Genomic DNA, 24,083 nt, shown 5'->3' on the forward strand with positions numbered 1-24,083 from the left:
CTCTAGGCCTCAAGGTCGCGAAAGCAAAAGAGGTTCTCCCCTTTGAGCAAGTACTCAAACGGGTATCGGCTGATGCAGGAAAAAAACGGCCGGCTCGTTCCCTGCCAGGGGAAAAGCCAGTCGTCGAGCTCTATCACGATCAAACCGCTCTTCTCCACCCACGCGGTATTGCTTGCAAACAGGGCCGCCTGCGCCCCCTCGATGTCGATTTTCACCAGCCACGGAGAGGGGCACCCGGCAACCGCCAGCAGCTCCTCCACCGTGTAGGCGCGAACCTTGGCCTGATCGCCCTGCGCCGGAGCGACTCGAAACGCCGCAAACCCCGCCTCCGGGTTGACGATGCGCAGCCATCCAGGCGCATTCCAGACGGCGCCGTGGAACACCTGAATCTGCTCTTTGCCGGCGACGTTGCGCGTTAAAACTTCCAAATTGCCCTCATCCGGCTCCACCACCAGGATCTGCGCCTCGGGGAAACGCTTGGCGAACCAAATCGCCGCCAGGCCGATATTGCCCCCCAGGTCTAAAATGACCGGTCTTTGACCGCGCTTTAGTTGGCTTTGGTATTGCTCGAGCCAGCGCCGGTGATGCGGAAAAGCCGAGGTATCGTATTGTTCTTCCACCAAACACTGCCAGAAAATCGCCCGATCGCTCGCGCTGTCGCGCAAATAGACCTTGCCCAAACCGGGAACTCGATACGCTTTAAGCTTTTCCGATTTATAGGTCGAACCGGATTCGATCTGCATCCACAGCCTTCCGCCCCAAAAGACGCCAAAACGGCGCTGGTAATTGGGCAGTTTGGTAAGCTTTCGGGAAAAGTTATTGGCTAAGGAGGCTGTCATAGACTTTCATATAGTTTTCGATCATTCGAGTCAGGGTAAAGCGCTCTTCCACCTTCGCCCGTCCACATCGGCCATGGGTTTTGCGGCGGCTCTCGCTTTCGACATAGCCTGCCAAAGCCTCGGCCAGGCGCTCTGGATCTTCCTTGGGCACGAGGGTTCCATTCTCCCTTTCCGCCACCAGCTCCACGTTTCCGCCCACGGCGGTGGCCACCACCGGCAGGGCGGTGGCCATCGCTTCGAGGAGGGTGTTGGAGATGCCTTCGGCCTGCGAAGGCAGCACGAACACGTCCAGGCCGCGCAACACCTCAGGAACATCGTCGCGCTCGCCGGCCAACCAAGCCAGCTCAGACAACCCAGCCCGATCCAGCAGGCGTTGGCATTCGGCGCGCAAAGGCCCTTCGCCGACCAGAACCAGGCGCGCGTGCGCCTTAAGATGGGGGTAGCGCTCGAGCAGCGCGATGAACGCCTTGACCAAGGTCGGCTGGTCCTTGACGCCGTGCATGCGCCCCACGGTGCCGATCAGCACCTCCTTAGGATCGGTGAAAGGGCAACCTGGAATCGGCGCGCGCCCATTCGGGGGCGGGGAAAAGCGCTCAGCATCCACACCGTTGACGATACGGACGATCTTAGCCGCAGGAACGCCCACCTCTTCTCGCAGATAGGTCTCGATCTGCCGCGAAAGGGCGATGTAACGCCGGATCAAAGGACGAAACCAGCGCCTAAAGTTGCGGTATTTTCGGCCGTCGGGATCGAAGCTGTCCCAGCCATGCTCGCCGTGGATGCGGATCGGCACCCCCGCAAGATACGCCCAAAATTGACACTCTAAGGTCGCGAGGTTGCGGGTGTGGACGATCTTGGGCTCGAGCTCGCGCAACAGCCGGTAAAAGCGCAAGTACGCGCGCCAATCTTGACCTTCGCGCTTGTTTAGGGCATAGATCGGCACCGGCCGGCGCAGGCGCTGCCTGAAAGCGGTCGCCTCCGTCAGGCAGACGATGGCGTGACGATACCGGTCTTGGGGCAGATGGTTGAGAAGGTTGACCAGGCCGTTCTCCAGCCCCCCCACCCCTAAGCGGTGGATAACGTGAACGATCAACGGCGCGCTCATCGATGCCGCCCGGCTCCCGCTTGCGCGAGCGCCTTTTCAAGCTCAGGCAGCATCGCCTCGGTAAAATCCCGCAAGGCCGCCACCGCCTTTCTCTGGTCGTCCTCAAAGGCGGTGGCGATGACGATTCCGGCGGCGTCCTGCGGGCGGCCTAGCAGCTTGTCCTTGGCTTCCAGCAGCTTGGCTAAGGGTTCGCTGACGGTGAAGGTGGAAGACACCCAATTCCAGCGCCAGACCAAAAGCTTGGCCAAAGCGGATTGCAAAAGGCCCTCGCGTACCTTTAAGCTTTGCCCGGCCAGCGGGACTTTGCGGACCCTCTCCCAAGGCATCTGCCACACCGGATGCTTTTGCGGGATCAGCACGTTCTGGGAATTGATCAGCTCCTTGCCCTGGGCCTGGGTGCGGTAGTAGAGCACATACAGCTTCACTTGCCGCCCGCCGTCGGTGTAGCTGGCCTCAAACACGGCGTCGGGGAAGAGATAACGCGGCTTCCAGGAAGTCGGCTCGAGTGCGCTTCTTCGCCAGTTTCCCGCCTGCTGCGGCAGCTTAAAGTCCACCGGCGCTACCGGCGCCGCCTGCGCCAGGTCACGCACGATTCTTGCGTACCCCGGCCAGACCGCAAGCACCAAAAGCGCCGCCAAGGTCACGGCGATAAAGGACGGCCAAGGAGCCTCACCGACAGGCGACTCCATCGCCACTTGCGGCTCTGCGGGCAACGGTCGCTCTTGCCACAGCGCGCCGATCCAGAACAAGAGCAGCATCACCAGGCCGAAAAACACCCAGCCGTAGATGTAATGATCCACGCCGAGCGCGAGCTTCATGTCGGAAAAATGCGCGATCATCACGATCATATAGGCTCTGAGCCCGTTGGCTATGATCGGGACCAAAGTCGCCAAAGCGACAAAGACAAGGCGCCGCCACAGCGCGCGATAACTCAGGTAAGCGTACAGACACCCTAAGGTGATCGAGGCGATAAGATAACGCAGGCCGCTGCATCCCTCCACCACCGACCAGTCGCCCGAAGGCAGGCTGAAAAACGTCCCCTCGCGGTAGACGGGGATGCCGGTGAATTTGATCATCGCCACGGTGAAATCGGCGGTGAAGTTCATCAGGGGGGGGATCAAAAACTCGCCGACCGGCACGGCGAAGAACAAAAACCCCAACGGGAAGGCGATCTCCCAAACCACCCGCCATCCCAGCACAGCCAGGGTCAAAGCCAAGATCAAAGCGATAAAGCACAGCTGCTCGACCACCAAGACGTCGGTCACCTTGGCCAGCAACCAAACCAATCCCAGGCCGGCCAAGGCCAAGACGCCGCGCCCGTCCGGCCGCGGCGTTTGGCGCAGGAGAAACAAGCGGCGCCGCCAGATCAGCCACAGGCTGAGCGGGAAAATGAGGTAGCCGTGGGTGAACGTCTCCGAACGCTGCCAGATCTCGACCATGGACCAAAAGCTCGGGAAATACGCGGCAAACAAGGCCATCAGCCCCACCCCTAGGCTCGTCAAGGCAAGCGGCCAGGGCTGGAAAACCACGGCTTGGATCCCCGCTTTGGGTAGGGTTTGCTGATTCATAGCGCCAACACGGCGTCCAAACGCTCAAGGTGCTTATTCCAACTATAGCGCATCTCCACAAAGCTCCGGTTGGTCGCAGAATAAAAAGGCAAAAAATCGCGCTCGCGCAAGGCTTGAATGATCAAATCGGCCATCTGCCCGGGTGCATCGGCAACGCCAAGGTCCAAACGGCTTTGGACCTCCAACCCGTCCATCGCCATCGAGGTAGCCAGCACCGACTTGCCCATCGCCAACGCCTCTAGGATTTTGTTCTGGATTCCGCGCGCGATCCGCAGCGGCGCCACCGCCAGGCGCGCGTGGGCCAGATAGGGGCGAACGTCGGGGACCTGACCGGTCACCACCACGCCTTCGCGCCGCCCGAGCAGCTTGACCTCGGCACTCGGGCGCGCCCCGACGATGTAGAAGCGGGCCTCCACGTGATATTGCAACACCTTGGGGAACACGCGGTCGGCGAACCAACGCACCGCATCGACGTTGGCCCAGTAGTCCATCGCTCCGGTGAAGACCAGAACCTGTTCTCCTGGACGATAGGGAGAGGGAAATTCGCGCCCAGGCCGAAAATAATCCGTATCTACGCCGTTCTCGACAAAGTCCACGTTCGCCGCTTCCGGCACCAGCTGCTTGAATAAAGCCGCCTCCTTAGGCGAGACGAACAAGCAAAGATCAAAAGCTCTGGCCACCTTACGGTCGTATTCCAAGAGCTTGGCTGCCTCGCGACTATAAAGCCAGCGGCTCCAAAACGGCTTTTTGGCCGCGTATTGGCGCCACTTGTCCGAGTCCACGTCGACGAAATCGAGGATCTTAGGGAAGCGCCAGCTTGGATTCACAAACTGCGCCATCGCCGAGGAAAACACGAACACCGCATCGATCTTTCCCGCCTCGACTAGGCGGCGGCACCAGGCATAGAGCCTAGGGTCGGCGTATAGGGCCTGGGTCAAGGGCCGGCCGCGCACCAGGCCGGCCAATCCCCGGTAGGCAAAAGCGCGGCGCGGCAAGGGCAAGATCAAACGCTCTTGGGTGTAATCGGCCAGCGCTTGGGCGTGCTCCAAGTCGCTTAAGAAATCGACGAAGGTGCCTAAGAAAACCCGGTGCCTTTGAGCAAAGTGCTTGAGAAAGCGAAACGAGCGAATCTTGTCGCCTTTGTTGGGCGGGTAAGGGATGCGGTGGCTGAGATACAAGAGATTGGCCATTTATCCTAAGCTTCTTGCCAGCCAAGGCCCGATCAGAGAAGCCATAGGCAAAGGCAGGTGCCGCCAGAGCTTTACAAACAGGCGGTACTTAGGGTTTAGGGGATTGATCTCAGGGAGAGCGGACGATCGGATAAGTTCGTATTCGTAATGCAAAGGCTCCGGGGTGAACCCCCAGTGGGTCTTGAAGCGGAAGCTGCCGGTGCCTTGTTTGCTTCGCCCGTAGTCGAACACCCGCACGCCTTTTGCCACCGCCCGCCGCATTACTTCCCAATACATAAAATCGTTGGCGTGCAGCTTACGCGCCGCCGCCGTCCCGCCGCCGTAATAAGGCAGCACCTGGTCGCGGAAGTAAAAACTCATCACCCCCGCCACCGGTCGGCCTTGATGCTCCACCACCAAAACCTCGCACGCTTTGCCGAAGACTTGCTTTAAGATTTGAAAGTAGCGCTTGGAAAATACCGGCGTTCCTAAGTTGCGCACGCTTTCGGCGTAGACCCGATAGAACCGATCGATGCCTTCATCGATCGTAGCGCTCAGACCCGCCTCCATCCCCTTGCGCACCATCGCCCGCTGCTTTCGGGGGATGGCTTGAAAGTTGGCCTCAACCTCTTCGGCCAGAACCTTGCGGAAAGTGACGTATAAGTTCGATCGCGGCCGGTTTGAGTTCGAAGGCTTAAGATAGCGCAGCTCCAGCCAGCCCACCTGCAGTTTGCGCGCCAGATCAACGGCGGCTTGCTCCAACGCGGCTAGAACCTTCGGATCGCAAGCCAAGGCCCCGCCGTAAACGCAAAACGGGGTCGAGATCAACCGATTCCCGAACAGCCGGCTCTTGATCTGGGCCAAAGGCAAGACTCCCACGATTTCCCCGTCCTGTTCGGCATACAGGTAATAGCTCGGGTGGCCAAACGCCTCTTCCAAGACCGTCTTCCAGCCATGAAGGTGGAAAAAGCTCGCCTGCGGGTGATTGGCCACGAACGCATCCCACCGGCTGCCTAAGCGCGCGCTCAGGATTTCTATGCGCATGCGTCCGGCCTTAAAAATACGTTGGTCATCGTGTCCCAGCGGAAATCTCGCAACAGCGATCGCAACCGCCCCTCCATACGATCCAGATTCAGGTAGTGGCGCAGGCGGGTTTTAAAGCCGAGTCCACTGGGGCGCGGCTGGTCCGGGTCGAGCTCCCAGGGGTGAAAATAAAACACCGCCGCTTGCCCTTCGCGATTGACGCGGGAGAGCGCCCAGCGGGAGAGGCGATAAGGATACAGGCGAAAATAGCCCCCGCCGCCGCAGGGGAAATTGCGGCCGCCTAGGCGCACGGTGGTGACCGGAATTTCCAAGAGTTCAGGCGCCGCCTCGGGGCGGAACGGGAATCTGGGCGCTTCCGGCCAGCCGTAAAGGTCGTGGTGGACCGGATAAATGCTGGAGCTGTACTTAAATCCAAGCTCGGCGAGCACGGCCAGCGCCCACAGATTTTTCGGGCCGATCGAGTAACTCGGTGCGCGGTAGCCGAGCACCGCAACGCCTGCGGCATCCTCTAGGATTCCTTTGGCGCGCGCCACGTCCTGGTAAAACTCTTGCCTTGACTGCTGCGTCGCCGGCGCGTGCGCGTAACCGTGGCAAGCGAGCTCGTGCCCGGCGGCGACGATCTGGCGCACCAGGTGCGGATAACGCTCGGCCACCCAGCCCAAAGTGAAAAAGGTCGCCCGGATCCCCGCCTGCGCGAACAGCTCCAAGACCCGCTCGGTGTTAGCGACCACCCGCTGCGGCCATTTCTCCCAATCCGCCGTTGCAATGTAGGGCGCAAACGCCAGGACTTGGAAGTAATCTTCCACGTCCACGCTCATCGCGTTGACCTGGCTCATAAGAATTCGGCCTCAATCGCAGCCACGATGCGCTCGGCCGCCCGCCCGTCCCACAATTCCGGGATCCGCCCGCGTTTGCCGCCGGTTTGGAGGATCTCCTCCACGCCGGCGAGAATCTTGTCCGGGTCGGCGCCGACGAGGGTATTGGTCCCCTCGGTCACCGTCACCGGCCGTTCGGTGTTTTCCCTCAACGTCAGGCACGGCACCCCAAGCGCCGTGGTCTCCTCTTGCAAGCCGCCGGAATCGGTCAGCACCAGGCGCGCGGCGCGCACCAGCCCCAGCATTTCTAGATACCCAAGCGGCTCAGTCACGAGGATCTCTGCCCGGTCTAGGATCGCGTTGAGCCCAAAGCGCTCGATCCTTTGGTAGGTCCGGGGATGGCAGGGAAACACCAACGGCACCCTGCGGCTGACTGCGGCCAGCGCCTTGAGCAAGCTTTCCAGCACCCGAGGTTCATCCACGTTGGCCGGGCGGTGCAGGGTCAACACGCCAAATTCCGAAGGCGCGCGCCGGCCATAACGGGCCAGGGTTTGCACCGGCGGGATGGCCTGTTCTAAATGCCGCAACAGGGCGTCGATCATGACGTTGCCGACGAAATGGATCTTGGCCTCGGCGATCCCTTCGCGCAGCAAATTGTCTCGGGCGGAGCGCTCGGTGGTGAAAAGCAGCTCGGAAAGCTGGTCGGTCAGCACCCGGTTGATCTCCTCCGGCATGGTGCGGTCGAAGCTGCGCAATCCCGCCTCCACGTGGATCAAAGGCACCTGCTTTTTGGCCGCCACCAGGCCGCAGGCGAGGGTGGAGTTGACGTCCCCCACCACCAGAACCGCAAACGGGGCGGCCTGGTCCAGGACCGGCTCGAAGCGCTGCATGATCTGGGCGGTCTGCAAAGCGTGGCTGCCGGAGCCGACCCCCAAGTCCACGTCCGGTTCGGGGATTTTGAGTTGGCGGAAGAAGGTTTCCTTCATCGCCGCGTCGTAGTGCTGACCGGTATGCACTAGGAACGGCTCGATGGTTTGCCGCGCTTGGAGCGCCGCACAAATCGGCGCGATCTTCATGAAATTGGGCCTAGCGCCGACCACGCAGACCAGTTTGGGCAGGCTCACGTTTCCTCCTTGATGGGATTGGGCTTGAGCTGATTCGGGCTGGACTCTCGGTTGCCGGGAAATCGGTCTATGGGCGCGTAGGCGGCGTCCATGTCCAAATGCAGCAGGATCGCCTTGCGCAACAGCTCCTGTTCCCGCTGCACGATCCGCTGCAGCTCCGCCACCTGACGTTCGAGTTTCTCGATTCGATCTTGAAGGGGCAACGGGAGAGGAAGGGCCTGGCTCAAGACGGGGCTGATCGCTTCCTGAGCGACGACAGGATCGGCCGGCAGCGCTGCCTCCTGCTTGACCTCATCGATGACGACTTGTACAACGCGGCGGTCGATCTCGTGCAACTCTTCCAGATACGCAAACAGCAAGAGGCGGTCGCACAAAGTATTGATCACTCGGGGAACGCCTGAGGTGGCCTCGTGGATGCGGCCAAATACTTCGTCCTGAAATTTAGGATCTTCCTGCCAGCCGGCCTGTCTCAAGCGGTGGAGAATATAATCGCGGGTTTCTTCCGCGGTCAGAGGGCGTAGGTGGTAGGTGGCGATCACCCGCTGGCGTACTTGGAGCAGAAGGTCGGACTGCAGCGACCTGCGGAACTCGTCTTGTCCCAAGAGAAACGCCTGGAACAAAGGCCGACCGCCGAGCTCGAAGTTGGACAGCATTCTAAGCTCCTCGAGCGACTGAAGCGGGAGGTTTTGCGCCTCGTCTACTACCAACAGCGCCCGTTTCCCCTCGCGCGCCCGATCCTTGAAAAAGCGCTCCAGGTTCCTAAGCAAAGTCGCCTTATCGTCCCCGTTATAGGACAAGCCAAAAGTGGCGGAAACGATCCTCAAGGTATCCTCCGCCCCAACCTGAGAGGTGACCATCAGCCCGGCAACGAGGTTTTGCTGCGGCAAAGACTGAAACAAGGTTTTGGCCAAGGTGGTCTTGCCAGTTCCTGGGGCGCCGGTTACGACGATAAAACCCTCGCCTTGGGTGAGCCCGTAGCGCAGATAAGCCAAAGCCCGCTTGTGCACTGGGCTGTTGAAGAAAAATTCCGGGTCGGGGGTGAGCTGAAACGGTTTTTTGCTGAGCCGATAGAACTTGGTGTACATCCGTCAAAACCTCATGTTGATGGCCGCCAGCGCCCGGTTTTCCTGATAATCCAGTTCAGCACTATCCGAGGACTGCTCTTGGTGGCGGTATTCCACATAGGCGTTCACGTCGGGGCTCAAGCGCCGGGTAATCCGAAACGCGGCGATCCAAAAAGTGTTGCCCCCCCCTTGCACCCCGAAACCGCGGCCTCTCCCGCCCGCCAAGTCAGACGTTTGCCAGTTCCCATGAACCAGAGAATAGGTCCTAGCCCCCCAGCGCCAGGTCCAACTCCCGTATAGGCCAAATACTTTGGATTCGATCTTGCGGACCTCGAAGGTCCTGCGCTCTTGATACACCCGGGCATTGAACGTGTTTTTGGCGGTATTGCCGGTGAACGACAGCTCTCCCCGCCTGCGCACGAATACCTCATCCACCAGTTCCGGCAAGTTGATGGCCACCAACACCGGCTGCTCGTCGACATTGCCGAACTCATTGAAGATCTGCTGCTCGGCGAGCACGGTCTGGGTGGTGGTGACCGTCTCGAAGTAACGCCCCTGCCAGACGGTATGGCGGGTGCGGTGCTGGATCAAGCCCTGAAAGACGTTGCCGGTGAGGCTGCCGACGTTGTTACGCTGGTAACTTCCCTGGAGCAGGGTGCGGCGGGTAGGCTGGAGGGTCACGGTGACAAAGCTGTTTCTCCCCCCGCCGGCAGTGATGCTCAACTGCCGCATCGGGGTCCAGGTGGCGCCTACGGTGTAGAACAGCCCGTTGCGGTTCGTGCCCCGGGTGGAACGAAACTGGTTGTCGACAAAACCGCCTTGGACAAAAGGACTGAAGGTGCGCGTCAAGCGGTAGTTGATCCGCCCGATCCCGGAGCGGAATCTCACCTCCTGGCCGCCGACGCGGACTTGGCGGGCATTTTGGATGCCGCCGCTCCAAGTCAAGAGGTTGAAGCGCCGCCCGCTTTGCAAAAAAGCCGACTGCGTATAGGTATGGGTCGCTGAAGCCTGGCTGGTGGAAGTCGTGACGTAATTGTACCCAAGGCTGGCTACGGCGTCGGCGTACCCCCCGAAATGGTGGCGCCAGACGGGGCTGAGGCCAAAGGTATAGAAATTGGCGCGGTTGCCGGTATTGGCGAGGTTGTCGGCGAACTGGCGACCTTGAGGGTTGATCAGGGTCTGACCGGCGCTGGCGCGGGCGTTTAGAAAAATCGAGTTGCGCACGAGTTCGGCGGTGGAATTGGCCTGAAGCTGATGGCGCAGGTCGTAGCTTCGCCCCCCTTGGGTGGAGAAGATGTTCTGCATGCGGTAGTTGAGGTTGAGAGCCAAGCGCCCACCCCCGCCCAAGCCGCCTCCCCCAAAACCACTAAAACCCCCAAACCCTCCACCCAAGCCCCCGACGCCACCCAAGCCTCCCCCTAAGCCGGCGCCGCCAAAGCCGCCAATTCCCCCCAGTCCTCCGCCGAATCCGCCAATCCCACCCAATCCCCCAAATCCGCCAAAGCCGCCGCTCACTCGCCCCCTGGAAATCGAAATCCCTGGGTTGATCTCGGTCACCCAGGCATCTTTCCCACCCTCCGGGCGCAAGTTGATGTTGTCGCTGTAGGTCTCCCTCAAGGTTAAACTCGGCGTGATCTGCCACTGAGCGGCGTCGGCAGGAACATAGGCGCCAACCAAAACAGACCCGAGCAGTATCCAGCGGATGCGTTCCATGCCGCCTCATTCGCCGTAGTTATAGTATTTATATCCATAATAATAGCCTAGCCCAAAACCTTGGGTGGTCTTGTTCAAGATGCACCCTACCAATTCGCAATCCGAAAGCATCTCGACGGCCTCCTTGACAAGGTATTGCGGGGTCGATTCGGACTCGACCACCAGCAGCACCTGGCCGACGTGGCTCGCCAAAACGCTGGCCTGAGTCGTAGCCAAGAGAGGCGGCGAATCGAAGATAATGACCCGGTCCGGATAGCGCCGGGACATTTCTGCGGCCAGTTTGGCCATCGCCTCACTGGCCAAAAGCTCCGTGGCGTGAGAATGGCGGCGACCGGAGGGAAGCAAGGTCAGCTTAGGGATATCGGTCCGCAAGAGCACCTCGCTAAAAGTCGCCTGATTCTCCAACAAATCGATCAGTCCCGCTCGGTCGCTGACCCCAAACAGCCGAGAAATAGCGGGTTTGACCACGTCGGCGTCCACCAAGAGCACCGTTTTGTCGCGCTCGGCGGCAATGCTCAAAGCTAGGTTGACCGCATTAAACGTCTTCCCCTCCCCCGGCACGCTGGAGGTTACCAGAATCAGATTGGCGTTGGCGATCCGATTGCGGGTTTCGCCAAAGGCGTTGATCAGCAACGGACGCTTGATCAGCCGATACTCCTCGGCCAGCTGCCCCTGCGCCGCATCAGGCGACAGCATGCCTTGTTCCAGCAGCTTGGCCACATCGACTTGGATTTGCTGGCTCTGCGGCGTTGATCTTTCAGGCTTTGGCGCGGGTGTGCTTTCGCATGCTGCGATTTCCCCTTCTGCAACCGGCGCTCTGCTCTCCGGGGAAGCTTCTTGTTTTTCCAGCGCTTTTTCAATGATGCTCATGGACACCCCCACTAGATATTTAGAGAGTACAGGTTGATTCCCCGGATCTCCATCAAGACCAGCACCGCAAAGGCGAGCAACAGCCCCGCGCACGCGCCGCAGAAACCGAGGAACTCGCGCAACTTCTGCCGGCGGATCGCCGGCACCCAGTGCATGGAAACCTGACCCAGCACCGGCAAGCTCGTGACCTCGCGCAGTTGCTGAATAGAAATAAATGTAGGCCGAACCAGGGCCAAAAGGAGAGTCAGGCCGAACCCGACCCCAAAGCCTACCCCCAACACGGCGGCCGAAAGCAAAATCCGGTTGGGAGCCGAAGGCTTGGAAGGCACTTGGGGAGGATCGACTACCCGGAATTTGACGGTATCGGTATTCTGCTCCACGCTTTCAGATAGCCGAGCTTGTTCCCGGCGCGCCAGCAGAGTCTCAAAGTTGTTCTTGATCGTGCCATAGTCGCGGTTTAGGTTTTTGAGCTCGGTCTCCACCTTGAGACGGGCATCCATCTGCGCCTGAAGTTTTTGAATCTTGTCCTCATAAGCCTTCACTCGGGCTTTGAGAGAGGCTACGTTGGCTTCGGCTTCGCTCAAAGCGAGCTTCATCTGTTGGAACACCGGGTTGGTCGCCCCGCCGGCAAGCTCGCCCGCAAGGTCCTCAGCGCCATTTTCGCCGTTGACCAAAGCCTCTGCCTGTTGCTTTTTGAGCTCGGCGATGCTGCGCTTTAGCGCGATAACCTCGGGATGCTTGTCGGTATATTTAATAAGGAGTTCCTCGATCCGCGTCTGAAGAGCCTGGATCTTGGCTTCGGTCGGGCTTTGCGCTGTGCCGAAATCTTCAAACATCGGCTCCTCGTCCTCCAACTGGCGGGCGATCTCATCGCGTCGGTTTTGTGCTTCCTGGACGGCGAGTTTGGCCTCTTCCAGCTGCGCCTGGGCCGCCTGCAATTCACCGTAGAGATCGCCTCCTTGACCTGGAAGCAATCCATAGTTCTTGCGCTTGAATTCCTCGATGGCTTTTTCAGCTTCTTGCATACGACGCTGATACTCCAAGATCTGCTGGTCGAGGAAGCGCTGGGCGGTTTCGGAATCGCGCCGGGTCTCCCCTAAAGCCTGTTCGACGAATATGGTGAGCATCGCCTGCACTAAGCGCTTGGCCAATTGGGGATCGGCGTCTTCGGCCGAAATGGTAAAGATATTCACCTGGTTGGCGCTCTCGATGGCCAGAGAAGATTTAAGCCGGTTGATGATCGCCTCCATGATCTTTTCATCCTTGGCCGCCAGGTCCAGATCGGTCATCCGGGCGATTTTCTCCAGATTCGGTCGAGTGAACAACAGCCTCGTCATCAAGCGTACCTGTCCGGAAACGTCGGGCTCGATGGTCAAGCCGTGCAACAGCGGACGCAACACCGAACGGGTATCTACGAAGACCTTGGCCTCTGCCTTGTATTGATCGGGCATCTGCGAGACGAAAACCCAGCCTGCGGCGCAGACCACCCACGCGGCCAGCACCCCCCACCATTTGTAGCGGCTCGCGACCTTGAGATAGCCTAAGCCTTGCTGCAGCAGTTCGTACATAACCAAGCTCCGCGATCAGTTAAAAGAACGCTTCGGGGATGATCAGGATGTCTCCAGGCAGTAAATCGACGTTGGCGGAAATATCGCCGTCTTTTAAGAGATCGTCGATACGGACCCGAAATTGCTGCTGCTGGCCGTTGATCCGGCGCACCAAGGTAGCGCGGTTGCCGGCGGCAAATTCGGTCACTCCGCCGACGGCGATCATCAGATCGAGCAAAGTCATGTGCTCCCGATAAGGAACCGCCTGTGGGTTAGCCGCCTCCCCCACCACCCGGATCTGTTCGCTGAAAGGTCCGACAAAACCGGAGACGATCACCGTCACCAAGGGATTGCGGATGTAGCGCGACAGTTCCTTCTCGATGTCGCGCGCCAGCTGGTAAGGGGTCTTGCCGGTGGCGGGCAACTCCTCCACCAAGGGCGCCGAAATCTTGCCGTCGGGACGCACCACGACGGTGCGGGTGATCTCTGGGTTGCCCCAAACGAACATTTCCAGAGAATCCCCGGGGCCGATGATGTAGGTGTAATCGGCCGGCGGTTCGGCCCGGGGATTGAGCAAGGGATACCGGGCGCAAGCGCTAAGACCCAGCAATACCACAAGCCACCCGATCGACCTCAGACAAGGTATTTTTCTTATTGCCACAGCTTCCTCCCTCGACACCGCAACTTTCCAACTAAATTTAGTAAAAGAATTCAAGCAGTACCAGTTTCTCAACCGGCCTTAAAGACCACGAAGCATCGGCCTAGACCACGATCTAAAGCCACAGACGCATCGTATAAGAAATCCTTTCTGGCTTCAAACTTCCGCCGCCGACCGTCCCCAAGCCCGAGAAGCCTACCTGGGCCATGGGAATTTCTCCTTAAGCCCGATCGTCTAAGTGTCCGCTCCATTATAGGCGCACCTTGCGTGAGAAAAAGGATTGCGCAGGATTTATTTATCTGTTATCAATTTCGCTTTTTAAATTTTAAGGTTTTTCCGCCTATGGAAACTGCGCGAGAGACTCCTGCAAAAATCAAGCCCCACCCTTACGAGCCTTACCAGCCCAAAGAAGGCGAAGAATACATGAGCAAAGCCCAGCTCGAACATTTCCGCAAAATCCTCCTCGCCTGGAAAGCGCAGTTGATGGAAGAGGTGGACCGCACCCTGCACCAGATGCAAAACGATGCGGCCAACTTTCCCGACCCCACCGACCGCGCCACCCAGGAGTCTGAGTTTAGCCTGGAGCTTCGCGCCCGCGACCGCGAACGCAAGCTGATCAAGAAGATCGACGAGGCGCTCGAGCGGATCGAGACCGGCGAGTACGGCTATTGCGAGACCTGCGGTGTAGAAATCGGTCTAAGGCGCTTAGAAGCCCGCCCGACCGCGACCCAATGCATCGACTGCAAGACCGTGGAAGAGCTGCGCGAAAAACAAATGGGGCAAGCGTGAATCCAGTCAAAACCTATCCCGTTCCTCCCGCCATCGAAGCGGCCGCCCACATCGATGCCGCGCAATACCGGCAAATGTACGCCAAATCTCTAGAAGATCCAGACGGTTTTTGGGCCGAACAGGCCAGGCGCTTTGTGACCTGGGAACGGGAATGGCAAACCGTCTCCGACTGGGATTTCACTACCGCCCGCATCCGCTGGTTTGAAGGCGGCAAGCTCAACGCTTGTTATAACTGTTTAGACCGCCATCTAAAGTCCCGCGGCGATCAAACCGCTCTCATTTGGGAAAGCGACGATCCCCAATTTTCCCGCAGCCTAACCTACTGCGAGCTGCATACCGAGGTCGGGAAATTCGCTAACGTTTTAAAGCGATTAGGCATTAGGAAGGGCGATCGGGTGTGCATTTATCTGCCAATGATCCCCGAGGCGGCCATCGCCATGCTCGCTTGCGCCCGCCTCGGTGCGATCCATTCGGTCGTATTCGCTGGGTTCTCTGCCGAGGCTTTAAGCGAGCGGATCCGAGACGCCGGGGCCCGTCTCCTGATCACCGCCGACGAGGGTCTGCGCGGCGGCAAGCGCGTCCCTTTAAAAGCCAACGCCGACCTGGCGCTTGCCGCCTGTCCCGACGTGACCACGGCGGTGGTCGTCCGGCGCACCGGCGCCTCTGTTCCCTGGCAGCCCGGTCGCGACGTCTGGTACCACGAGGCCATGGCCGCTGCCCCTGTGCCGTGCGCGCCGGAAATCGTGGACGCCGAAGACCCGCTGTTCATCCTTTATACCTCCGGCTCCACCGGCAAGCCCAAGGGAGTGCTGCATACTACCGGCGGCTATCTGGTCTACGCCGCCATGACGCACAAATACGTTTTCGACTATCACGATGGGGAAATTTACTGGTGCACCGCCGATATAGGCTGGATCACCGGCCACACCTATCTGCTCTACGGCCCGCTGTGCAACGGCGCGACCACCCTCATGTTCGAAGGGGTGCCCACCTGGCCGGAAGCCGACCGCTTCTGGCAGGTGGTGGACAAACACCAGGTCAACATCTTCTACACCGCCCCGACCGCGATTCGCGCCCTGATGCGCTGCGGCGACGCTTACGTTCAGCGCACCTCGCGCCGCTCGCTGCGCATCTTAGGCAGCGTCGGCGAGCCGATCAACCCGGAAGCCTGGGAATGGTATTACCACGTCGTAGGCGAAGGCCGCTGCCCCATTGTCGATACCTGGTGGCAGACCGAAACCGGCGGGATTTTGATCACCCCCCTGCCCGGCGCCACCCCCTTAAAACCCGGCTCGGCCACGCTCCCCTTTTTTGGCATCGAACCGGTGATCTTAGACGATCAAAACCGCGAACTTTTAGGGCCGGCCGAAGGGGTGCTGGCCATCAAGCGCTCTTGGCCAGGCCAGGCGCGCACCCTGTACGGCGATCCGCAAAGATTTCTAGAAACTTACTTTAAACCCTTTCCGGGCCATTATTTCACCGGCGACGGCGCTCGCCGCGACGCCGACGGCTATTACTGGATCACCGGTCGAGTGGACGACGTGCTCAACGTCTCCGGCCACCGGCTCGGCACCGCGGAAATCGAAAGCGCTCTGGTCGCTCACCCGGCCGTGGCCGAGGCGGCGGTCGTCGGTTATCCGCACCCGATCAAAGGTCAGGGAATCTACTGCTTCGTGATCTTAAAAGCGGGTTTTAATGCCAGCGAGACGCTCAAGCAAGAACTGATCGACCAGGTCGCGCGCGAGATCGGCCCGATTGCCAAACCGGACGCGATCCGCTTTGCCCCCGATCTTCCCAAGACCCGCTCGGGTAAGATCATGCGCCGGATTCTACGCAAAATCGCCGCTGGGCAGACTGAAGATTTAGGAGATACCTCAACGCTCGCTGATCCGTCGGTGGTCGCGCGCCTGATCGAAAACCCTCAGATTTCCTGAAACCGCGCCAAGTTCATGGCGAAGCGGCGCTTTTCGGCATCCTCGAGTTGAACCAAATTGCTCAAAACCTCCTGCACTTGCGGATCGTCGATTTCGTTTAAGGATTCACGGTACAGCTCGATGAGCGCGTCCTCAAACTGCAACACGATCTTGGCCACCTCCTCCACACTCATGTTAGGGTGGACTGCGATTTCCCTAAGCTTCTGTACGATCTTGGGATCGGGAGGATAAGGCAGCCAGGTGTCTAAGATCTTTTGCTGGGTCGCCTCAGAAAAACGCGCAAGCGCTTGGCTTAAGTTCTCTTCATGGCGCTTTAGATACTCCAAAAGCAGCTTCAGGCGCGTGCTCTGCTCGACGCTCTCGATGCGCTCGGCAAGCGCTTTGATCTCCTGATGCAGCCATTTTCCGTATTCGAGCACGTCCTTGACCTGTTCAAACGAGCGAAGCTTGGTTTCCATGACTCTCCTTTGAGGGTGCCTTCGTGATACACTCAAAACCATTATACCCATTTCTGCTTTCCGTCCATGAACCAACTTAAGCTCACCCATCTCAAAGAACTCGAAGCCGAAAGCATCTACATCATGCGCGAAGTCGCCGCCGAGTTTGAAAACCCGGTGATGCTTTATTCTATTGGCAAAGACTCCTCGGTGATGCTGCACCTGGCCAAAAAAGCCTTCTATCCTGGCAAACCGCCGTTTCCCTTGCTGCACGTAGACACCACCTGGAAGTTCCGCGCGATGTATGAGATGCGCGACAAGGTGGCCAAGGAGTTCGAGCTCATCGTCTATAAGAATCCCGAGGCCGAAGCGCTGGGGATCAATCCTTTTGACCACGGTAGCAAAAAGCACACCGACCTCTGGAAAACCGAGGGGCTCAAGCAAGCTTTGACCAAATACGGGTTTGACGCCGCTTTCGGCGGCGCCCGCCGCGACGAGGAAAAATCGCGCGCCAAGGAACGCGTCTATTCCTTCCGCGACCGCTACCACCGCTGGGATCCGAAGAACCAGCGGCCGGAGCTCTGGAATATCTACAACGGCAAGATCAACAAGGGCGAGAGCATCCGCGTTTTTCCCCTGTCCAACTGGACGGAACTGGACGTCTGGCTCTACATCTATCTGGAAAACATCGAGATCGTCCCCTTGTATTTCGCCAAAGAGCGGCCGGTGGTATGGCGCGACGGCACTTGGATCCTAGTCGACGACGAGCGCATGCGCCTTTATCCAGGCGAAAAACCCCAGATGAAAATGGTGCGTTTTCGCACCTTGGGCTGCTATCCCTTGACTGGGGCGATCGAATCGACGGCGACCACCTTGCCCGAGATCATCCAGGAGATGCTCTTAACCCGCACCTCCGAACGCCAGGGCCGGCTGATCGACTACGACCAGGCCGCCTCGATGGAGGAGAAAAAACGCGAAGGATACTTTTGACGCCATGCACGCCAACGACCTAATCCGCACCGACATCGAAGCGTACCTGCGCCAGCACGAGCAAAAGGAGCTGTTGCGCTTTTTGACCTGCGGCAGCGTGGACGACGGCAAGAGCACCCTCATCGGCCGCCTGCTCCACGATACCCAGACGATCTACGAAGACCAGCTCAAGGCGCTGGAAAAAGACAGCGCGCGCCTGGGCACCACCGGCGGCGAGCTGGATTTGGCCTTGCTCGTCGATGGCCTGCAGGCCGAGCGCGAACAGGGAATCACGATCGACGTCGCCTACCGCTATTTTTCCACCGCCCGGCGCAAGTTCATCATCGCCGACACCCCTGGCCACGAGCAGTACACCCGCAACATGGCCACCGGCGCCTCGACCTGCGACCTGGCGGTGATCTTGATCGACGCCCGCAAAGGGGTGCTGACCCAAACCCGCCGCCACAGCTTTATCGTCTCGCTGCTTGGCATCCGCCACATCGTGGTCGCGATCAACAAGATGGATCTTGTAGATTACCGCGAGGAAGTATTCGACCGGATCCGCAGCGACTACTTAAGTTTCGCCCAAAAACTTGACGTCCCCGACATTCGCTTTATCCCGATCTCGGCCTTGAGGGGCGACAACGTGGTGGAAAAAAGCGCTAACATGCCTTGGTACGCGGGGCTGACCTTGCTCGAGACGCTCGAGACGGTAGAAGTGGCTAAGGACAAAAACCTCAAGGACCTGCGCTTTCCGGTCCAATACGTCAACCGCCCGCATCTGGACTTTCGCGGCTTTAGCGGCACCCTCGCGGCTGGAATCGCGCGCGTGGGCGATGAGATCGTCGTTTTGCCCTCTGGCCAGAAAAGCCGGATCAAACAGATCGTCACCTACGACGGCAATCTGGAGGAGGCGTTCCCGCCGCAGGCGGTCACCTTGACCTTAGAGGACGAGATCGACATCAGCCGCGGCGATCTGATCGTAAGCCCAGATAGCCCTCCCCAGATGGACTACCGCTGCCAGGCCCACGTCGTCTGGATGACAGAAAAGCCTTTGGTCCCTGGCCGCCAGTACACGATCAAGCAAGCCACCCGCACGTTAAGCGGATCGGTGGCCCGGATTCTGCATCGCATCGACGTCCACACGCTGGAAGAAACCCCCGCCGACCGCCTCGAGATGAACGAGATCGGCTTGTGCGAAGTCGCTTTCAACGCGCCGCTGGTATTTGACCCCTATCAAAAATGCAAAGGCACCGGGGCTTTTATTTTCATTGACCGGTTAACTAACGCGACCTGCGGGGCCGCCATGATCTACGCTGCCGCCGGGGACGAAACCAAGCTTGGCCCCGTGACCCCAAAGGAACGCGCCTCCCGTTTCGGCCAGCAGGCGTGCGTCGTCTACCTGACCGGCGCCTACGCTTTGGAGCTTGCTTACCGTCTGGAGCGGCACCTGTTCGATACCGGTCACGCCGCGGTCGTGCTGGACGAGAAAGTCTTGCCGGGAGTGGGGCCCGAGCTGGCGCAAGCTTTCACCCACGCCGGCCTGATCGTGCTGTGGCCCTTGGCCGAAGCTCGTCCCCCTGTCCCAGAGGGGATGGTATTAGACGCCGACCGGCTGGACCTGGAACAAGCCTTAAAGGAACTTAAAACGGCTCAGATTCTGCACTAGGTCGCCACGACCAAATCCACCGCCTAAGGCGGCGCCAAGCGGTAACTTCGACCGTGGGGCCGAGCCGCGCTCGGATCGCCCCATCGCGCGCCGTGTCGAACACCTGGGTGCCAAGCGAGCGATAGCGCGCCAAAACCTTCTGGGACGGAAAACCGAAGCGGTTGCGATAACCGCTCGCGATCAACGCGTACTTAGGTTGCACGGCGCGCAAAAACAGCCAAGAAGAGCTGGTGGCGCTGCCGTGATGCGGAACGATTAAGACCGGGGCCTTGAGGGAGGCTCCGTACCGCCGCACTAGGGCCGCCTCTCCAATCCGCTCCAAATCGCCGGGAAAAAGCACCGCCCCCGCTCCGGTTTCGATCTTCAACACGCAAGAGCGGTCGTTTTCCTTTCCAAGCCGCGCCGGCTCGGCGTTCTCTGGCCAGAGCAGCGAAAACTTTACCCCGTCCCACTCCCAGCGTTGCCCTGCCTGGCACGGAGCGGCGCCGAAGCGCTGGAACTTAGCCGCCGCGCTGGTCAGAACCGGCGCCGGAAAGCTTTGCATAAGGCCGACCAGCCCACCGCTGTGATCGAAGTCGCCGTGGCTGAGCACGATCAAATCCAGCCTCCTGCGCCCGGCTTGCCTAAGAAACGGGGCGATAATATCGCTGCCGGCATCGAAGCGCTCGCTCAGACCCGGGCCGGTGTCGTATACCAGCACGTGGTTTTGCGTCTCGGCCACCGCTGCCAAACCTTGGCCCACGTCCAACACCGTCACCCAAAGCTCTCCGGACGCCGGTCGCGGGGTTACCCCCCAAATCAGCGGCGACAGCAACACCCCGCCCAACCAGCGCGCCGGCAAACCGCGCGGGGCTAATAACCAAGCTATCCCTAGGCAAGCAAGCGGCAGACTCCAAAGCGGCGGAGGCGGCAACGGCCAAGCCCCATTGTGGAAACCGGCCAGCCAGGCCAGCGCCGGCCACAGCCGCTCCAGCACCCAGACCGACCCGGCAAGCAGCAGCGCAGCCAGGGCCGGAGCCAGAGATGCCAAGGCACAGCTTACCAGCACCCAGGGAACCACCCCGAAGCTCACCACCGGCACCGCTACGAGGTTCGCCAACGGGGCGGTCCCACCTACCTGCTGGAAGAAGAAGATCGAGCACGGCGCAAGCCCTAAAAACAAATAGCCTTGGACTTTCATCAGCGCCCAGCGCGGCGGGCGCAGGCGACCGGAAACGGCGTACAGAATCCACGCCACCGCCCCAAACGACAGCCAAAAGCTCGCCGAGAGCGGCGCGAGCGGATCCAGCCCGCCCACGAGGAGCAAGGCGGCGCCAAACGCCTGCCCCGGATCAAGGCGCCGGCGCCAGAGCCCTGCCCAAAGCGCTGCCCCCAACATGATCAACGCCCGTTGCGTGGGCAGCGAAAATCCAGCCAGAGCGGCGTACCCGAGCGCGCTGGGGAAGGCGAGCAAGGCCCCGATCTGATCGGCGGCAAGCCGCCAATGCCCAAACCACAGCCAAGCTTTACGCCCTAACCAGAACGTCAGCCCCGCCACCATCGCGATGTGCAAGCCGGAGATCGCCACCAGATGGGCGGTGCCGGTGCGGCGCAAGACCTCCCATTGCCGCTCGGTAATTCCCTCCTGCGCCCCGACCGCCAGCGCTTTTATGATTCCACGGTAAGGCGAGCCGGCCAGCTCGGCGTCGATGAAATCGGCGATCCTCTGCCGCCAGTCGGCCAAGCCGGAACTCTCCGCCAGGCGCCGGTTCGGTCCTTCCGGGCGCACGTAACCCGTCGCCCCAATGCCTCGGGCAAACAGCCAGCGTTCGTGATCGTCCCCACCGGGATTGGCAAAACCGTGGGGGCGCTTTAAGCGCACTTTGAGCTGCCAACGCTCACCCGCTCTAAGTTGCGGGCCGCCGTACCAATTCAAACGGATCCGCCTAGGTAAACCCTTCGCGCTTTGCGAATCCAATTGCAAGTCAAACCGCCAACCCCAAAGGTGACGAACCGGCAGATCCGCGATGCGCCCGGCCACGCTCAGATCGCGTCCTTCTAAAGCCGGGTCCAAAGGACGCCAATACCCGTGGAGATACCCTAAAGTCCAAACCACGCCCAACATCATCCAAGCCGGATAATTCAGGCGCCGCCAAAGCAAGATCAGCCATCCGCCAAAAGCCGCAGCCACCCAACCCCAGGCGGGCACCTCAGGCAGCAAGAATACAGCCAACTGCCCGCTCAAAAAGCTCAGTCCAACGCCAAGCATAAACTTCTTGATCCAAGAGGGGTTAGAAATTGCTAAAATCAATTATGGTCAATTTGAGAAGGGTTCACCGCCCGCGGCTTAATCTAGGAAAGTTATGCCCAAAAAATTCATCCAGCGTCTTTTGCCCGAACATCACGTCATCAAAGAGCACAAGCATCTGCAGTTTCTCGGCGAGCACCTGCACAATCCCAACCTCTGGCACTTAAACCGCCGCTCGGCGGCGTTGGCCTGCGCGGTAGGGTTCTTCGTGATGTACCTGCCCATTCCCGGGCAGATGATCGTGGCCGCCGCCCTGGCCTTTCTCGTCGGAGCCAATCTGCCCTTGTCGGTGATCTTGGTGTGGATCACCAATCCCCTGACCTGGGGGCCGATGTTTTACCCGGCCTACAAGCTCGGCGTCTGGATCCTCGGCAACAGCAAAGAAGTCAACCCGGAGAAATTCAACCTACTGAACGAAATGGGAGACATCTTTTGGCCGCTGCTGACCGGCAGCCTGATCTTTGGAACCGTGCTGGCCGCCCTTGGCTACGTCGGGATGCAGGCGGTATGGCGGTGGGTGACAGTAAGGCGCTGGCAAGAACGCAAGAAGCGCAATCAATCGGCCGGGTAAAGCCGGCCGTCTTCCAGCTTGAAGATTTTATCCATGCGATCGGCCAAGTCCCGATCGTGAGTCACCACCAGGAAGGCGATTTTGAATTCCCGGTTTAGCTCCAGCATCAGCCGATACACGAGCGCGGCGCTCTTGCGGTCTAAATTGCCGGTCGGCTCGTCCGCCAGCACGCAGCGGGGACGGGTCACCATGGCGCGGGCCACCGCCGCGCGTTGGCGCTCTCCGCCGGAGAGCTCCCCAGGCTTGTGGTCAAGGCGCTTCTCCAGCCCCACCCGCGCCAGAATCTCCAGCGCCCGCCGCCTGGCCTCGGCAATCCCGACTCCTCCGATCAAAAGCGGCATGGCGACGTTTTCGAGGACAGTAAACTCCGGCAAGAGGTGGTGGAATTGATAGACGAACCCTAAGGTCCGGTTGCGTTTTTGGCAAAGCTTCTGCTCGCTCCAGCGGCCGATGGCCTCACCCTCCCACAGCACCTGGCCGGCGCTTGGGTTTTCCAGCCCTCCTAAAAGATGCAGCAAGGTGCTTTTGCCCGAACCGGACGCGCCCATGACGGCGATTCGCTGCCCGGGCTCGACGGCCAGATCGACCCCCTTGAGCACCTCCACTTCCAACGGCCCCTGCCGAAACCGCTTGGCCAAGTCCCGGCAGGACAGCACCGGCGCCTCACTCATAGCGCAGCTCCTCGGCCGGTTTGACCTTGGCCGCATGCCAGGCGGGATAAAGAGTAGCCAGCAAGGTCAACAGGAAAGCCGTGGCGCCGACCCGCCAGACGTCCTCCCAATGCAGTTCGGAAGGCAGTTCGCTGATGTAATACACGTCGGCGGCTAAGAAATGCACGCCAAACAGCCGCTCGATCGCCGGGACCACAGTCTCCACGTTCAGCGCCAAGGCTACCCCGCCAGCGACTCCGGCCAAGGTTCCTCCAAGACCGAGGATCGCTCCCAACAGAATAAACACCCCCATCACCGCTCTTGGCGTCAGCCCTTGGGTGCGCAGGATGGCGATGTCGGCGCGCTTGTCGGTAACCACCATGACCAAGGTGGAAACGATGTTAAACGCCGCGACCGCGACGATCAGGAGGAGGATGACGAACATCACCGTCTTTTCCATTTGAATGGCTTTAAAAAAATTGCTGTGCATCCTCGTCCAGTCGGTGACCAGATATTCCCCACCCAAACGGGCAGTCAAGACTTGCGCAATTTGGGGGGCGGCGAACACGTCGTCCAACTTCAGCCGCAGACCGCTGACCGCCCCTCCCAAATGCAGCAAGTTGGCCGCGTCCTGAAGGTGTACTAAAGCCATGTTGCGGTCGTACTCGTACATCCCGACCTCGAATACCCCAACCACGGTGAAGCGCTTCAGGCGCGGCAGGATCCCCGCCGGGGTGGTGGTCAGCTGCGGGGTGATCACGGTCACCTTGTCTCCCAGCCAGACATCCAGATAGCGTGCCAGCTCCGCTCCCAAAACAATGCCGTACTCCCCGGCCTTGAGCGCTTCTAAGCTGCCGGCGGTGACGTGCCAGGCGACCTCCGATACCTGAGGTTCGCGCTCCGGCAGAACCCCGCGCAGCATGGCGCCCGAGACCCGCCGGTCAAAGGCGAGCATCACCTGCTCTTCGACAAACGGCGCACTGCCCAACAAGCGCGGGGAATCCTGCACGCGCTCGGCCACCGTTTGCCAGGCAGAGAGCTTGCCATCGAAACCGGTGACCGTGATATGAGAGGTCATCCCCAGGATGCGCCGGCGCAGTTCCGACTCAAAGCCGTTCATGACCGAAAGCACGGTGATCAAGGCCGTCACCCCTAAGGTAATACCCAGGATCGAGGTCAAAGCGATAAAGGAAATAAAATGCGTGCGTTTTTTCGCCCGGGTGTAGCGCAGGGCGAGGTAAAGCGTCAGAGGCTTGAACAT

General features: G+C 60.0%; 21 protein-coding genes. 5 read left to right on the forward strand and 16 right to left on the reverse strand.

Translation table 11 applies throughout. The annotated features are described in order from the left end of the window. Window positions 1-2 precede the first annotated feature (2 nt). The 12 genes from ACYQ3M_RS01670 to ACYQ3M_RS01725 form a co-directional block, all read right to left on the reverse strand. Window positions 3-743: an FkbM family methyltransferase gene (locus tag ACYQ3M_RS01670; protein WP_460034304.1), complete on the reverse strand. Its 741-nt coding sequence runs from the start codon at window positions 741-743 to the stop codon at window positions 3-5. A gap of 73 nt (window positions 744-816) precedes the next feature. After that, window positions 817-1,944, reverse strand: a complete 1,128-nt coding sequence (locus tag ACYQ3M_RS01675) for a TIGR03088 family PEP-CTERM/XrtA system glycosyltransferase (RefSeq protein ID WP_460034305.1) — start codon at window positions 1,942-1,944, stop codon at window positions 817-819. Further along, window positions 1,941-3,512, reverse strand: a complete 1,572-nt coding sequence (gene xrtA / locus ACYQ3M_RS01680) for an exosortase A (RefSeq protein ID WP_460034306.1) — start codon at window positions 3,510-3,512, stop codon at window positions 1,941-1,943. Before xrtA ends, ACYQ3M_RS01675 begins: the two co-directional genes overlap by 4 nt. Further along, the gene (locus ACYQ3M_RS01685) at window positions 3,509-4,702 is read right to left on the reverse strand and encodes a TIGR03087 family PEP-CTERM/XrtA system glycosyltransferase (RefSeq protein WP_460034307.1); all 1,194 of its coding nucleotides are present in this window, start codon (window positions 4,700-4,702) and stop codon (window positions 3,509-3,511) included. The genes xrtA and ACYQ3M_RS01685 overlap by 4 nt, the downstream gene beginning before the upstream one ends. Next, window positions 4,703-5,725: a FemAB family XrtA/PEP-CTERM system-associated protein gene (locus tag ACYQ3M_RS01690; RefSeq protein ID WP_460034308.1), complete on the reverse strand. Its 1,023-nt coding sequence runs from the start codon at window positions 5,723-5,725 to the stop codon at window positions 4,703-4,705. Then, complete coding sequence (locus tag ACYQ3M_RS01695; protein WP_460034309.1) at window positions 5,716-6,561, reverse strand: XrtA system polysaccharide deacetylase; 846 nt, start codon at window positions 6,559-6,561, stop codon at window positions 5,716-5,718. Before ACYQ3M_RS01695 ends, ACYQ3M_RS01690 begins: the two co-directional genes overlap by 10 nt. Further along, on the reverse strand, window positions 6,558-7,664 hold the full coding sequence (gene wecB, locus ACYQ3M_RS01700) for a non-hydrolyzing UDP-N-acetylglucosamine 2-epimerase (protein WP_460034310.1): 1,107 nt from the start codon (window positions 7,662-7,664) through the stop codon (window positions 6,558-6,560). The genes ACYQ3M_RS01695 and wecB overlap by 4 nt, the downstream gene beginning before the upstream one ends. Beyond that, window positions 7,661-8,749, reverse strand: a complete 1,089-nt coding sequence (locus tag ACYQ3M_RS01705; RefSeq protein ID WP_460034311.1) for an XrtA/PEP-CTERM system-associated ATPase — start codon at window positions 8,747-8,749, stop codon at window positions 7,661-7,663. Before ACYQ3M_RS01705 ends, wecB begins: the two co-directional genes overlap by 4 nt. Window positions 8,750-8,752: 3 nt before the next feature. After that, window positions 8,753-10,441 (reverse strand): TIGR03016 family PEP-CTERM system-associated outer membrane protein, encoded by a 1,689-nt coding sequence (locus ACYQ3M_RS01710; RefSeq protein ID WP_460034312.1) that lies wholly within the window; start codon window positions 10,439-10,441, stop codon window positions 8,753-8,755. Between the two features lie 6 nt (window positions 10,442-10,447). Then, on the reverse strand, window positions 10,448-11,311 hold the full coding sequence (locus ACYQ3M_RS01715; RefSeq protein WP_460034313.1) for an XrtA-associated tyrosine autokinase: 864 nt from the start codon (window positions 11,309-11,311) through the stop codon (window positions 10,448-10,450). An 11-nt stretch (window positions 11,312-11,322) separates the two neighbouring features. Beyond that, a complete protein-coding gene (locus ACYQ3M_RS01720) occupies window positions 11,323-12,879 on the reverse strand; it encodes an XrtA system polysaccharide chain length determinant (protein ID WP_460034314.1) in 1,557 nt (518 codons plus the stop codon). A gap of 19 nt (window positions 12,880-12,898) precedes the next feature. Beyond that, the gene (locus ACYQ3M_RS01725) at window positions 12,899-13,519 is read right to left on the reverse strand and encodes an XrtA/PEP-CTERM system exopolysaccharide export protein (RefSeq protein ID WP_460034315.1); all 621 of its coding nucleotides are present in this window, start codon (window positions 13,517-13,519) and stop codon (window positions 12,899-12,901) included. 339 nt (window positions 13,520-13,858) lie between these two features. On the opposite strand from ACYQ3M_RS01725, the gene dksA reads away from it, so the two are divergent. Both dksA and acs read left to right on the forward strand, forming a co-directional pair. Continuing rightward, window positions 13,859-14,305 (forward strand): RNA polymerase-binding protein DksA, encoded by a 447-nt coding sequence (gene dksA, locus ACYQ3M_RS01730; protein WP_460034316.1) that lies wholly within the window; start codon window positions 13,859-13,861, stop codon window positions 14,303-14,305. Next, window positions 14,302-16,239, forward strand: coding sequence for an acetate--CoA ligase (acs, locus tag ACYQ3M_RS01735; RefSeq protein ID WP_460034317.1), 1,938 nt, complete (start codon window positions 14,302-14,304; stop codon window positions 16,237-16,239). Before dksA ends, acs begins: the two co-directional genes overlap by 4 nt. Here the strand turns inward: acs and ACYQ3M_RS01740 are convergent. Beyond that, window positions 16,227-16,697: a hypothetical protein gene (locus tag ACYQ3M_RS01740; RefSeq protein ID WP_460034318.1), complete on the reverse strand. Its 471-nt coding sequence runs from the start codon at window positions 16,695-16,697 to the stop codon at window positions 16,227-16,229. The genes acs and ACYQ3M_RS01740 overlap by 13 nt on opposite strands. A 66-nt stretch (window positions 16,698-16,763) precedes the next feature. Here ACYQ3M_RS01740 and cysD point away from each other — a divergent pair, with 66 nt between their 5' ends. Both cysD and cysN read left to right on the forward strand, forming a co-directional pair. After that, entirely contained in the window at window positions 16,764-17,666 is a 903-nt protein-coding gene (gene cysD, locus ACYQ3M_RS01745; RefSeq protein ID WP_460034319.1) for a sulfate adenylyltransferase subunit CysD, read from the forward strand. 4 nt (window positions 17,667-17,670) lie between these two features. Then, window positions 17,671-19,314 carry a sulfate adenylyltransferase subunit CysN gene (gene cysN / locus ACYQ3M_RS01750; RefSeq protein WP_460034320.1) on the forward strand — a complete coding sequence of 548 codons (1,644 nt, stop codon included), beginning with the start codon at window positions 17,671-17,673 and terminating at the stop codon, window positions 19,312-19,314. On the opposite strand, the gene ACYQ3M_RS01755 is transcribed toward cysN, so the two are convergent. Continuing rightward, window positions 19,289-21,562, reverse strand: a complete 2,274-nt coding sequence (locus ACYQ3M_RS01755) for a DNA internalization-related competence protein ComEC/Rec2 (protein WP_460034321.1) — start codon at window positions 21,560-21,562, stop codon at window positions 19,289-19,291. The two genes, cysN and ACYQ3M_RS01755, sit on opposite strands and share 26 nt — an antisense overlap. A 94-nt stretch (window positions 21,563-21,656) precedes the next feature. Here ACYQ3M_RS01755 and ACYQ3M_RS01760 point away from each other — a divergent pair, with 94 nt between their 5' ends. Next, a complete protein-coding gene (locus tag ACYQ3M_RS01760; RefSeq protein ID WP_460034322.1) occupies window positions 21,657-22,172 on the forward strand; it encodes a DUF2062 domain-containing protein in 516 nt (171 codons plus the stop codon). Here the strand turns inward: ACYQ3M_RS01760 and lolD are convergent. Both lolD and ACYQ3M_RS01770 read right to left on the reverse strand, forming a co-directional pair. After that, window positions 22,157-22,843, reverse strand: coding sequence for a lipoprotein-releasing ABC transporter ATP-binding protein LolD (gene lolD, locus ACYQ3M_RS01765; RefSeq protein WP_460034323.1), 687 nt, complete (start codon window positions 22,841-22,843; stop codon window positions 22,157-22,159). The two genes, ACYQ3M_RS01760 and lolD, sit on opposite strands and share 16 nt — an antisense overlap. Further along, window positions 22,836-24,083, reverse strand: a complete 1,248-nt coding sequence (locus tag ACYQ3M_RS01770; RefSeq protein WP_460034324.1) for a lipoprotein-releasing ABC transporter permease subunit — start codon at window positions 24,081-24,083, stop codon at window positions 22,836-22,838. The genes lolD and ACYQ3M_RS01770 overlap by 8 nt, the downstream gene beginning before the upstream one ends.

This window comes from Methylothermus subterraneus, from assembly GCF_054656915.1.